The sequence below is a fragment of the Exiguobacterium sp. UBA7533 genome, assembly GCF_002479335.1.
Lineage (GTDB): Bacteria > Bacillota > Bacilli > Exiguobacteriales > Exiguobacteriaceae > Exiguobacterium_A.
On record NZ_DLMP01000003.1, the window covers coordinates 255,523 to 267,807 of the forward strand.

General features: G+C 45.6%; 11 protein-coding genes. 1 reads left to right on the forward strand and 10 read right to left on the reverse strand.

Features of this window, described 5'->3' with window-relative positions; translation table 11 throughout:
- Positions 1–6 precede the first annotated feature (6 nt).
- Genes B2U10_RS06840 through B2U10_RS06850 form a run of 3 tightly spaced genes read right to left on the reverse strand, consistent with a single transcriptional unit; the run spans position 7 to position 4,120 of the window.
- On the reverse strand, positions 7–1,359 hold the full coding sequence (locus B2U10_RS06840; protein ID WP_035409194.1) for a DEAD/DEAH box helicase: 1,353 nt from the start codon (positions 1,357–1,359) through the stop codon (positions 7–9).
- A 47-nt stretch (positions 1,360–1,406) separates the two neighbouring features.
- The gene (locus tag B2U10_RS06845; protein ID WP_056060147.1) at positions 1,407–2,360 is read right to left on the reverse strand and encodes a sugar ABC transporter substrate-binding protein; all 954 of its coding nucleotides are present in this window, start codon (positions 2,358–2,360) and stop codon (positions 1,407–1,409) included.
- Positions 2,357–4,120 carry a two-component system sensor histidine kinase NtrB gene (locus B2U10_RS06850; RefSeq protein WP_035409197.1) on the reverse strand — a complete coding sequence of 588 codons (1,764 nt, stop codon included), beginning with the start codon at positions 4,118–4,120 and terminating at the stop codon, positions 2,357–2,359. The genes B2U10_RS06845 and B2U10_RS06850 overlap by 4 nt, the downstream gene beginning before the upstream one ends.
- 145 nt (positions 4,121–4,265) lie before the next feature.
- Here B2U10_RS06850 and B2U10_RS06855 point away from each other — a divergent pair, with 145 nt between their 5' ends.
- Positions 4,266–5,213, forward strand: a complete 948-nt coding sequence (locus B2U10_RS06855; RefSeq protein WP_035409199.1) for a 4-hydroxy-3-methylbut-2-enyl diphosphate reductase — start codon at positions 4,266–4,268, stop codon at positions 5,211–5,213.
- A gap of 98 nt (positions 5,214–5,311) precedes the next feature.
- Here the strand turns inward: B2U10_RS06855 and B2U10_RS06860 are convergent, their stop codons facing one another.
- From B2U10_RS06860 to B2U10_RS06890, 7 genes are all read right to left on the reverse strand, one after another.
- Positions 5,312–6,424 (reverse strand): Nif3-like dinuclear metal center hexameric protein, encoded by a 1,113-nt coding sequence (locus B2U10_RS06860; protein ID WP_035409201.1) that lies wholly within the window; start codon positions 6,422–6,424, stop codon positions 5,312–5,314.
- Positions 6,424–7,140, reverse strand: coding sequence for a tRNA (adenine(22)-N(1))-methyltransferase (locus tag B2U10_RS06865; RefSeq protein WP_056060136.1), 717 nt, complete (start codon positions 7,138–7,140; stop codon positions 6,424–6,426). Before B2U10_RS06865 ends, B2U10_RS06860 begins: the two co-directional genes overlap by 1 nt.
- Before the next feature lie 120 nt (positions 7,141–7,260).
- Positions 7,261–7,602, reverse strand: coding sequence for a cytochrome c550 (cccA, locus tag B2U10_RS06870; RefSeq protein ID WP_035409203.1), 342 nt, complete (start codon positions 7,600–7,602; stop codon positions 7,261–7,263).
- A 153-nt stretch (positions 7,603–7,755) separates the two neighbouring features.
- Positions 7,756–8,841 (reverse strand): RNA polymerase sigma factor RpoD, encoded by a 1,086-nt coding sequence (gene rpoD / locus B2U10_RS06875; RefSeq protein WP_023467512.1) that lies wholly within the window; start codon positions 8,839–8,841, stop codon positions 7,756–7,758.
- 34 nt (positions 8,842–8,875) lie between these two features.
- Positions 8,876–10,672, reverse strand: coding sequence for a DNA primase (dnaG, locus tag B2U10_RS06880; protein WP_290748831.1), 1,797 nt, complete (start codon positions 10,670–10,672; stop codon positions 8,876–8,878).
- Positions 10,673–10,818: 146 nt separating this feature from the next.
- Entirely contained in the window at positions 10,819–11,628 is an 810-nt protein-coding gene (locus B2U10_RS06885) for a pyruvate, water dikinase regulatory protein (protein WP_035409206.1), read from the reverse strand.
- Positions 11,629–11,640: 12 nt separating this feature from the next.
- A complete protein-coding gene (locus B2U10_RS06890; RefSeq protein ID WP_029341036.1) occupies positions 11,641–12,270 on the reverse strand; it encodes a helix-turn-helix transcriptional regulator in 630 nt (209 codons plus the stop codon).
- Positions 12,271–12,285: the final 15 nt, after the last annotated feature.

The following is a 12,285-nucleotide window of genomic DNA, read 5'->3' on the forward strand; positions in this document are numbered from 1 at the left end:
ATGGAGTTATTTTGATTTGCGGGCGTTTTCTTTACGTTGCGCGCGACCGACACCACGTTGTTCTTTGATGCGTTCACGTTTTGCTGTTTCTTTCAGCTTATATTGATGTTTCTTCTTATAACCTGGTTTAACACGTTTTTTCGCTTTTGCTGCTTCACCCGAAAGGCGACTATGCGCTGTCTTCGAGACGGCAGTCTTCATGTGCGGCTTCGCACGGCGACGTTCTTTGACTTCGACGATTTGACTGCCTTTGACATCGACGTTCGTAAATTGAATGCCACGGTCCTCTAAGCGATTGATCATACCGTTCTCATGATCTTCAAACAGCGTGTACGCCAATCCATCTTGATCGACACGACCTGTCCGACCAACACGGTGAACGTAGAAGTCCAAGTCTTTCGGAATACCGTGGTTGATGACGTGTGAGACACCTGAAATATCGATTCCACGTGCAGCAAGATCCGTCACGATGACATACTGGTACTTCGCATCGTTGATTTCCTTGATCGCTTGTTTCCGGCGACGAGCCGGGAGATCACCGTGAAGAGAACCAACATTAAGTCCTGCTTCTAGGAACAAAGCTTCGACTTCGATTGCTTCTGCTTTTGTGTTCGTAAAGATCAGACAGATATAAGGGTTCAACGCTTTCGCGACTTTTAGCGTCAACTCTGAGCGCTCACGGTGCTTGACTGGAATCGTATGGTGAACGATTTTCTTCGCTGTCTGCTGTTTCGGATCCACATGGGCGTAACGCGGGTTGTTCATGTATTTTTTCAAAAACGGTTGCAATTTCTCAGGAATCGTTGCTGAGAAGACCATCATCTGAAGCTGTTCTGGAAGAGCTTGAGCAATCCGGTCAACTTCTGGCAAGAACCCCATATCGAGCATTTGATCCGCTTCATCGATGACGTAGTGCTTCACGAAATGCGGCTTCAATGCTTGTTCCTTGAATAAATCTAAAATACGTCCCGGTGTTCCGATGACGATTTGTGGCGAGACTTTAACACGACCAATTTGACGTTCGCGATCCATCCCACCTGTAATGAGACTCGTTTTGATGAAGTCAGGTTCTTTCACGAGTAACGATTTTAGTTCTTCATGGATTTGCCAAGCAAGTTCACGCGTCGGAGCAACGATGATCGCCTGTAATTCTTGAAGCTTCGGATCGACGTTTTGAACGATTGGAAGAAGGAACGATAACGTTTTTCCTGTTCCTGTTTGTGATTGACCGATGATATCGCGCCCCTTTACTGCAGCTGGGATGATCCGCGACTGAATGTCGGTCGGTTTTGTGATGCGGGCGTCATCGAGTGCTTCGATGACGAACGGGTGTAATTGATAATGGCTGAATCCATTCATGAATTGACACCGTCCTTTCCTTATTTGCTGAGGCATCTGCCTCTCGATTAGTTCAACATGGTTATGGGTCTACTACCGTCATACAGATAGGAGTACGTATAAAAACGATTTGGAATCTTTTTGTTTTTCGTATGAAGCTTCAATGCACTGAAGGCGACTTTCATCATCTCATCAGCACTCTGGACGACCGTCGCATCCATCGATTTCATGTCAACAGCTTCTAATATAGCACGATTCCCGTCTATGCCGACAATTATTTTTCCTTTGATGCCTGCTTTTTTCAATGCTTCGAGGACACCAAGCGCAATATCGTCATTATGACAATAGACGGCATCAAACGGAATTCCTGACTCAATCACCTGCGTCATAACCTTTTCTGAAGTGATGGGGTCGTAATCCCCATTCACGGATTCGACAATCTGAAGTTCCGGCTCACGCTCAAGACCAGTCAAAAATCCTCGGTGTCGTTCATTCGTTGTATTGACGTTTGCTGTCCCTGCGACTTCAATGATATTGGCGGTAGCTCGTCCCGTCTGCTTGATACGTTCGTGTTTAATGAATGATGCAAGTTGTTCCCCAATCAATTGATTATTTGAAGTGATTGAACTGACGACTGCATCGGAACGAATCAATCGATCGATGGCAAAAACCGGAATCCCGGCACGAGCCGCTTCTTCTAATGTATTAGCGATATAGACGTCATCTAGTGTCGTCACGAAGATCGCATCGACTTTCATCCGAATGAACTCTTGAATCTGCTCCCGTTCATTGATGCGTGAGTTATGGGAAGTTGTGACGACCGCTTCGTATTTATTGATTTTTGCCTGCGTTTTAAACGCATCTACGAGCCGTTGTGCGAACTCATGCTTATCATTCACGATCGTAAATCCAACGAGATGACGTCGTGGACTAGGATCTGGATTGACGAACAAGTTGGAAATGAACAGAACGGATGAAATCCAGACAATCAGGACGAATAACCAGGCCTTATTGAATTTCATTCCATTTGCTCCTTTCGTGGCAAGTGAACTTGAATCGTCGTACCGACGCCCGGCTTACTATCAAAGATCATTTTCCCTTTATGATCACGGACGATTTGTTTCGACATGAAGATCCCAAGTCCATTTCCGTCGACTTTCGATGTTTTGAATGCTTGACCGACATGTTCGATTTGATCTCCGTCCATACCGATTCCGTTATCCTGAACAATGAATACGACCTCTTCTGGATAGACATGGACATGCAGATGACATATGCCGTCCGGTCCTTTAAACGCAACAGCTTGTAGGGCATTTCGGACACAGTTTGCTAAAATTTGTAAGATTCCCTCTTCTGACGCATAAATCTTCGGCATAAAGGATGGTGTATAAATCTTGCAGTCCGCCTCGTAATGATGCGCTTCAGCTTCGAGGATATATGTCAATTTCTTCATTAAATCATTCATATCAATCGTTGTTTTTTGAAGCGCATTGTTCTCACCTTTTGACAGATCGAGCATCGTTTGAATCATACCATTCGCCCGATCGAGTTCTGATAAAGCAAGAACGAGCATTTCTGCATTACGATCTTTTTCCGTCGCTAACAACTGTAAGGTCATCTTAACAGGCGTCAATGGATTACGGATTTCGTGTGCGATTCCTGCTGCTAATTGACCGAGCGATGCTAATTTTTCTTGATGTAACATCGTTTGTTGCTGACTCAATTGCTCAAGACGCGCATTTTCCATCCGTTGTGCATACTCGTTATAGGCGGCAACGAGTGTCTTGACCTCATTAGATCCCGCTCGCTCAAGAACGATCGGTTTGGGTGAGGTGCTTTTCTCGATCTTATTTACAAGTTCAAGCATCGGCGCGGTCAACTGCTTCGACATCAAATAGCCGACAATTAGACTGAGGACAAGCGTTAAAGCCGCGATGATCAAATATTGTTGTCGTGTCGTATAGACCGGTTCATAAAAAACATTTCGCGGCGTTCGAACGAGTATTTTCCAATCCGTCACTTTCAAATCTTTCGCAAAGTAATACATATCTTGATTCGTACTAAAAATCTCGGAAGGTTCTAGCGATTTAAAAGCACGGTCAACCACACTTCTCGATAATACGCGCTCTTCATCTGTCACGAGATTACTGGATGTGGCTAACAATTGTTTTTTACTATTGAAGAGGTAAGCAATGGTCTGATCGTCGAACGATTCAAGTGAATTTCGAAAAACAATCGAATTCATGACGCTTAATCCACCACCAAAGACTCCGACACGCTCATTGCCGTCTCGAATCGGGACGAACATGTACGTGACAGCATCTGACTCCATCGTATATAGCTTGCTCATATGAAAATCCGTACTCGTCAACGTTTGCACAAAATCATCGTCTTTTAGGATGGTACTATTCTCCACTCGACGATCATCGCTTGAGAACCAGGTGATTTGTTTCGTCTTTCGGTCAAAATAAAAGAGACTTTTAAACCCTGTATCAATGTCTAACAATTTAGACTCCTCAATTTTCCGACTCAACTTTTTAGGGTTTTTGACATTCAACTGCAAGCTCATGATTTCTTCATGCAAATTCCCGACATTGTCGCGAATCGCATTCCCAGAGACTTCAACACTTTTTTCACTCTGTTTCTCTGTTTGTTGTTCGACTCGGGAAATCGTGACCCGGTCTGCAGTGAAGGCAAGCGCTGAAATGACAAGACAAATCAGGATGAATAAGACGGCGGTGATTTGGAAAAAATACGACCGCATCATTTTCTTTGACTCCATCCCTTCGCCTCCCTTTTGAATAATTGACAACTTCATTAGTATAGCATGTTCTGTGGCTGAAACAGACTCCTCTATTTTCATTCAGCTTCAATCAATGGTACACTCTAACTAATCATTCTTTTTCACAAAGGGAGAATCTACAACTATGCTAGTAAAAAAAATCAGCCCCCGCGGCTATTGTTACGGTGTCGTCGACGCAATGAAACTTGCACAACAAGCGGCATTGAATAAAGATTTGCCACGTCCGATCCATATTTTAGGGATGATCGTCCACAATGCTCACGTCACACGTGAGTTCGAAAACATGGGCGTCATCACTGTTGATGGTCCTGATCGCCTCGAAGCCTTAGAGACGATTCAAGAGGGAACGGTCATCTTTACAGCACACGGTATTTCACCTGCTGTTTATGCTCGTGCTGCAGAGAAGAACTTACACGTCGTCGATGCGACGTGTCCTGACGTAACGCGTACCCACGACTTGATTCGTCAAGTCGTCGCAGATGATTACGAAGTCATCTACGTCGGGAAACATGGTCATCCGGAGCCTGAAGGTGCCGTCGGCGTAGCGCCGGAACATGTTCACCTCATCGAAAAAGTCGAAGATATCGATGAACTTCCTCCTCAGCTTGCTCATAAAAAAATCATCGTCACGAACCAGACAACGATGAGTCAATGGGATGTCCAAGCTTTGATGGAACACGTTCGGAAAAAATATCCGCATGTGGAAGTACACAATGAAATCTGTAACGCAACACAAGTCCGACAAGAAGCGGTAGCAGATCAAGCAGGAGACTGTGATCTCGTCATCGTCGTCGGTGACCCACGTTCGAACAACTCGAACCGTTTGGCACAGGTATCCTTTGATATCGCAGGAACTCCTGCACATCGAATCGGCGATTTAACGGAGCTTGATTTATCATGGCTTGAAGGTGTACAGCAAGTCGGCGTCACATCAGGTGCATCGACGCCAACACCGATCACGAAAAAAGTCATCGACTTCTTACAACAATATGATCCTACTGATATTAGTACGCATGACAAGACACCATTCCTTGAACTAAGACGGATTTTGCCTAAAGTCAAAGTACTTTAATCCTAACAATCGATACAGCAAAACCGAGTCGCGATTATCATTCGCGACTCGGTTTTTTACTGCTCAAAAGATACCCTTAGCGTACTCGATTCGTTGCCTCACAAAAACTGAAACGGATTCGTATTCGCTGTTGAAATTAGTAGTTCAACGTCGATTTTTTTCTGATCGAATCGGCGCTTCAATTCGTTGACGACGCCTTCTTTCATGACCGACTCTACATGATGTCCGGGATCAACGACCGCTAGTCCAAGTGCCATCGCATCATGGGCGACATGAAAATAGAGATCACCCGTGACAAGGACATCGGCTCCGGCAAAAGCTGCTGTCGAGACATATTTATTCCCATCGCCACCGAGAACAGCGACTTTATTGATCTCCCGTGATTCGTCTCCAACGAAACGCAAGTTTTGAACACCAAACACCGTCCGAACGTGCTCTGCAAATGCTCGCAACGTCATGGGTTTCGGCAATCGACCTATCCGTCCGAGACCAAGTGGCGCTGCCGGACGTTCCTGCTTTATGAGATCATAGGCTACCTCTTCGTAAGGATGTGCCTGCTTCATCGCTCGAATGACTTGTTTCTGATCCAATTCCGTCACGATCGTCTCAATTCGGACTTCAGAAACCCGCTCGAGTTGATTCGCTTCACCGATATATGGCGTAGCCTCAGGCGACGGTCGGAATTGCCCAGTTCCATTGACATGAAACTGGCAGTCACTATAATCCCCTTCTTGCCCGGCTCCTGCTTTTGCAAGTGCTGTCGAGACACGCTCTGCAGCTTCTGTTGGTACAAAAACGCTCAACTTGTAGCGCGTATTTTCAAATGTGGGGGCGAGAACTTCACATGACTCAAGACCGATTGCCTCTGCCATCCAATCATTGACCCCTCCTGGTGTCACATCAAGGTTCGTATGCGCAGCGTACACCGCAATATCGTGCTTGATACATTTTGTGACGATGCGTCCTGTTGCGGAACGATCCGTCACATTCGCTAACTTGCTAAAAATCGGTGGATGATGCGCGATGATGAGATCAACCTTTTTTTCAATCGCTTCATCAACGACAGACTCCAAGACATCAAGTGTCACGAGCACACGTTTTACGTCCTTGTTCAACGTTCCAATATGCAAACCGATCGGATCACCCTCGAGCGCGAATTTTTTCGGAGCGAATGCTTCAAACTGCTCAATGACATAATTCCCATTCGCCATCAGCTTGTCACCTCTTCCATCTTTTGAATCAATCGTTCGATCGCTATGATTTTTTCAGATAAGATTTCCGTAGTTTGTCCTTGTTTCATCTGCTCCAAAATATACTGACGTTTTTGTTTTTCCATTTGCCACTTTGCAATGAATTCTGGCGCTCGCTCTCGCATCAACTGAGGACCAAAGAAGAGTTCCCATTGTCGTGTTGTTTCATCTTCCGAATATAAGGTTTCTTCGCCACGTTCCGCGACAAGGATTTCATAAATCTTCCCATTCTCCTCGACGATGGCTTCTGACAATAAGGCATACGAATGTGCGAGTAACCAGTTTCGGACATCGACTGCATCGACATTCGGTTGTAGAATCAAACGTTCTTCTCCCGACAATCGATCTTTCCCTTCTTCAAGGATTGAGGCAATCAATGTTCCACCCATTCCCGCGATCGTGATCGCTGTCGCTTCTCCCGGTTTCAATACCGATAGACCACTCCCGAGACGGACATCAATTTGGGACTCGAGTCCTACAAGTGCCACTTGTCCTTTTGCGGCTTCCATCGGTCCTTCATTCACTTCCCCCGCGATGGCGCGTTCGATTTTATTTTGTTGGATACAAAAACACGGTACGAATGCATGATCCGAACCAATATCTGCAAGGATGGCTCCTTGTGGAATATACGACACGACTTTTTGGAGTCGTTGATCCAATACGACGTTCATTTGCATCTTCTTCATCCTTCCTATTTTCCGAAAAACTCTCTTTTAAAATAGCGGATTTACAGTAAAAAAGAAACCATCCGCCCATAAAAAAACATCCATCTCGTAACGAGATAGATGCTCTTGTTCTTATTTCTTAGCAGCTAACCATTTAGCTAGAACAGCTGCTTCTTCGTCATTCGCAAGACCGCCAGGCATTTGCCCTTTACCGTTCATTGCGATGTTCTTGATTTCATCTTCTTTCAGCTTCGCGCCGATCTTTGTTAAGTTCGGACCAACGCCGCCTTCTAAGTTTCCACCGTGACATCCTGTACATCCTTTAGATGCAAACAAGTCTTCTGGCTTCATTTCTGCAGTTGACGGCCCTTTGCGAGCTTCCTTCACCTGATCGACCCCAAAGTAAGACAATGAAATCATTGCGATGATGGCGATGACTGCGATCGCCGCAAACGGTACTAATGGATTACGCATTTGGATTCCCCCCATATTCTATACCCAACCAAGTTGGTGACTGAATGGTATTCCCCGTTACTATTCTACTGTAAAAAAAACAGGGAAGGAAGAAAAAAACGAAACTTTTTTCTCCCTTCCCACTAAAATTTCATATATTCTTCACACTTTGAATTAATCGAGGAAGTCTTTCAAGCGTTTTGAACGACTTGGATGACGAAGTTTCCGAAGTGCTTTTGCTTCGATTTGACGAATCCGCTCACGCGTGACGCCAAACACCTTGCCGACTTCTTCGAGTGTTCGAGTCCGACCATCATCAAGTCCGAAGCGAAGACGAAGGACGTTTTCTTCACGATCCGTGAGTGTATCTAACACATCTTCGAGTTGCTCTTTTAAGAGTTCATATGCAGCAGCATCCTGTGGTGCTGTCGCATCTTGATCCTCGATGAAATCACCGAGGTGTGAATCGTCTTCTTCCCCGATCGGTGTCTCAAGAGAAACCGGCTCTTGCGCAATTTTCAGGATTTCACGAACTTTTTCCGGCGTGATTTCCATCTCTTTCGAAATCTCTTCCGGTGAAGGTTCGCGTCCGAGATCTTGCAAAAGTTGACGTTGGACACGAATCAATTTATTGATCGTCTCAACCATATGAACCGGAATCCGGATCGTCCGTGCTTGGTCGGCAATCGCACGTGTGATCGCTTGACGAATCCACCACGTTGCATACGTCGAGAATTTATATCCCTTCGTATAGTCGAATTTCTCGACCGCCTTGATCAGACCCATGTTACCTTCTTGAATCAAATCAAGGAACAACATACCGCGTCCGACATACCGTTTAGCGATCGAAACGACGAGACGTAAATTTGCTTCCGCTAGACGTTTTTTCGCTTCCTCATCGTTTTGTTCGATTCGTTTCGCGAGTTCAACTTCGTCTTCTGCATTCAACAAATCCACGCGTCCGATTTCTTTTAGATACATCCGGACAGGGTCATTGATCTTAACGCCGGGTGGAACAGACAAATCGTTCAAATCCGCCTCTTCCTTTTCATCTCCTGTACCGTCATTGTTAACCTTGATACCTTCTGTTTCGAGCAATTGAAGGAATTCCTCGAATTGCTGAGCATCCATTGATTCGAACGAACTCAGTTTGTCTTCGATTTTCTGGTGCGACAATTCACCATTCTTATGTCCGAGCGCGATGAGTTCCTCTTTCGCGAGACGGAGTAATTCAGCTTCTGATCTTGCTTTTTCTGCCATCGAACCATACACTCCTTCCACATCATGCAGCAGGTCATCGATCTTTTAAACGACGCTTTCGTTCAATGATCGCCTGCATCAGTTCCGCTTGGGCACGGATATCTGTTTGTTGATTCAATCGTGATTTTTCTTCTTCGAGCAATCGACGTTGCTGTTCGTTCTGGACGGCACGAATGTAATGACTGAGTAAGTCAGGATCATATTCAGGCATCAGCATGAACTCTAGATCCACTACGATTCGTTGCAGGGAAGCATCATGGAGCATCGTCAAAAAACGATCGGAACTTCCTTGAGTACCTGTCCCGTAAAATTCATATAACTTGCCGGCAATCAATTGATGTGCCGGATCATTGAATTGGACACCCAGCTGCTCACGCACTTCTAGACATACTTCTTCGGAACGGATCATGTAGGCAAGTAAGAAGCGTTCTGCCTTTTTCCAGTTCGCGAACGTTCGATCAGGAGGTGCTGTCGGTACAGCGGTCGGGCGATCGGAAACGATTTGTTCTCTTTTCGGCTGTTGAACGGTTGGACGCACTTGTGCGATCAAGGAATCTTTCGAGAGTTTAAATTCCTCAGAAAGTTTTCCTAAATAGATGTCCCGTAACAACGGATTGGATGTTCGACCAATCTCTTCAAGCATAGTTTCAATATATCGAACGCGTTCTCCTTCTAATCGCAAGTTTTTTCCTTGTCGAAAATAAAAAGATTTGAATTCAAGACTTGAAACCCGTTTCTGTTCGATCCAGTGTAAAAACGTCTCTTCTCCCTGGTTCCCAATAAAGGAGTCAGGGTCTTCGCCATCCGGTAAGCGGATGACGGAACAGTCGACGGCAACGGCCTCAAGCAACTGTAAGGCTTTTAGCGTCGCAGCGCGTCCTGCTTTGTCTCCGTCATAACAAACAATGACTTCATCGACGATGCGTGCCAGGTTTTGGGCATGAACAGGCGTTAACGCTGTTCCTAAAGAGGCTACCGTATAAGGTATACCCGCTTGAGCAACACGCACAACATCAAGATTTCCCTCAACAAGGACGACTTGTTTGATTTTACGCATCGCCCCTCGTGCTTGAGCAAATCCAAATAACAGTTCACTTTTATTGAACAAAGGGGTTTCCGCTGTATTAACATACTTTGGGTCACGACCGTCAATCGAACGGCCACTAAATCCGACGATCGTGCCATCACGATCGGAAATAGGGAACACGACCCGACCGTTGAATCGATCTCGATAATCACCATCACGTCCGATTGAAATCAATCCCGCTTCGACCATCTCATCTAAATCAAACCCACGTCGTGCCAAGGAATCCACTGTAAAACGATCTTGATCCGGTGCATACCCGAGTCGAAACTCACGCATCGCCCCCTCGCGTATACCGCGATTTTCTAAATAGATTCTTCCGGCGTCGCCTGCTTCCGTTTGAATCAGCACCTCGTGATAGAGCTCGGTGACGATTCGATGCGCTTCGCGCATGCGGAACTTCTTTTCCTGTTCAGGCGTCGATTCCGACTGCTCGAATCGGTCTGGTTCTAGCTCTGGAAGTGTGACGTCGCTTCGATCGGCTAATTTCGAAACGGCTTCCTTGAAACTCATTCCTTCTGTTTCCATGACGAAAGTAATTGCATTTCCTCCTGCACCACATCCAAAACAGTAGTACATCCCTTTATCAGGAGAAACAGAAAAGGAAGGTGATTTCTCAGAATGAAACGGGCAAAGCCCTGAATATCGATTCCCTTGTTTTTTTAATTCTACACGTTCTGAAATCAATTCGACGATGTCCGTTGCTTGGCGGACCTGATCGACGATTTCATCAGGAATTCGCTTCATTCCGTCCTCTCCCCTTTCCTTGAGAACTTATCCTTACATGACCATACCCGCAATGAAACGGAACGATGACTCGTTCCGTTTCATTAGAAAAAGGGCATTATCTCATTTATCAGCTAAACAAGTATACTATGTTCCTGACTGCTTGACTAGTCATGCGCTTTCCCGGAAATTCCGGTCAAAATCAAATTCGCCGTCTCTTCGACTGCTTTATTCGTCACATCAATAATTTGGCATCCGATTCGTTCATATAAATTCCGTGCGTATTCAAGTTCCCGGTTGATTCGGTCCATCTGCGCATAGGCTGCTTCAGGTTTGAGTCCTAATGAACGCAATCGTTCCATTCGGATATCGATCAACTTTTCCGGTGAGATGAGTAGTCCAAAACATTTTTCTTTTGGAATATCGAATAGCTCTGCCGGTGGAATCGATTCGGGTACGAGTGGTACATTTGCTACTTTATATCGCTTTAAGGCTAAATACTGCGAGAGCGGCGTTTTAGATGTACGCGACACACCGATCAAAACGATATCGGCGCGTTTAATTCCTTTTGGATCACGTCCATCGTCATACTTAACAGCGAATTCGACCGCTTCGATTTTCCGGAAATATTCCTCATCTAAGCGATAGATTAATCCAGGTTCTTCCTTCGGTTGCATCTGCAAACGGTCTTCCATCGTGTCAAGCAATGGACCAAGTAGATCAATCGCCTTTACACCGTGGGCACGCGCTGTGTCTGCAAGCAAACGACGATGCGTCGCATGAACGATCGTAAAAGCGATCGTTGCTTGTTCTTCTTTTGCATGAAGAACCAAGTCATAAATGACTTGATCATCATCGACGAACGGAATGCGGACCGTTTCGATGGCTTGTTCCGGGAACTGAATAGCAGCTGCGCGGACGACGAGTTCACACGTCTCTCCGACAGAATCACTCACGACATAAATCCGTTGACGCATCAGGAGCCCCCCTTAAATTTCTTCATCACGTGCTAAAGCGACCAACACTTTCGTCATGTTCGTTTTCGTCATTCGACCGACGACTTTCAAGACCCCGTTCTCTTCTTCGACGACTGGCATCGAATCAATCTGTTTTTCGATCAGTTTCATGCCGGCACCAATTAACGTTTCCGATTTTTCACAGACTGTCAAATTTGGCATTCGTGTCATGATGATATTGACCGGTAACGAGTCTAATTCTTGATTACCGATTGCCGCACGTAGAAAATCCTTACGTGATAGCACACCGACCAACGCATGGTCCTTGCTGACGACAAACAGCGAACCGACATCTTCTAGGAATAAGTGGACGATTGCATCATACACAGTCATCCCTTCATGAATGACCTTTGCTGATGACATGAATTCGCCGACGGTCAAGGTGTCCAGTTTCTCATGAAGCATGGAAGCATTTTTCTTTCCGACATACATATAGCCGACACGTGGGCGCGCTTCTAACATGCCGGTCATCGTTAAAATCGACAAATCAGGTCGTAACGTCGCTCGTGTAAGGGAGAGCGCTGCAGCAATCTGCTCTCCCGTGATGGGACCATTCTCTTTGACGATTTGGAGTATCTTTTTTTGCCGTTCATTTAACTTCATCGGCTCATCCGTCCT

Excerpts from the sequence above, each read along its gene's own strand:
- B2U10_RS06840 (WP_035409194.1), bottom strand. The coding sequence starts at position 1,359 with ATGAATGGATTCAGCCATTATCAATTACACCCGTTCGTCATCGAAGCA.
- B2U10_RS06845 (WP_056060147.1), bottom strand. The coding sequence starts at position 2,360 with ATGAAATTCAATAAGGCCTGGTTATTCGTCCTGATTGTCTGGATTTCA.
- B2U10_RS06850 (WP_035409197.1), bottom strand. The coding sequence starts at position 4,120 with ATGGAGTCAAAGAAAATGATGCGGTCGTATTTTTTCCAAATCACCGCC.
- B2U10_RS06855 (WP_035409199.1), top strand. The coding sequence starts at position 4,266 with ATGCTAGTAAAAAAAATCAGCCCCCGCGGCTATTGTTACGGTGTCGTC.
- B2U10_RS06860 (WP_035409201.1), bottom strand. The coding sequence starts at position 6,424 with ATGGCGAATGGGAATTATGTCATTGAGCAGTTTGAAGCATTCGCTCCG.
- B2U10_RS06865 (WP_056060136.1), bottom strand. The coding sequence starts at position 7,140 with ATGCAAATGAACGTCGTATTGGATCAACGACTCCAAAAAGTCGTGTCG.
- cccA (WP_035409203.1), bottom strand. The coding sequence starts at position 7,602 with ATGCGTAATCCATTAGTACCGTTTGCGGCGATCGCAGTCATCGCCATC.
- rpoD (WP_023467512.1), bottom strand. The coding sequence starts at position 8,841 with ATGGCAGAAAAAGCAAGATCAGAAGCTGAATTACTCCGTCTCGCGAAA.
- dnaG (WP_290748831.1), bottom strand. The coding sequence starts at position 10,672 with ATGAAGCGAATTCCTGATGAAATCGTCGATCAGGTCCGCCAAGCAACG.
- B2U10_RS06885 (WP_035409206.1), bottom strand. The coding sequence starts at position 11,628 with ATGCGTCAACGGATTTATGTCGTGAGTGATTCTGTCGGAGAGACGTGT.
- B2U10_RS06890 (WP_029341036.1), bottom strand. The coding sequence starts at position 12,270 with ATGAAGTTAAATGAACGGCAAAAAAAGATACTCCAAATCGTCAAAGAG.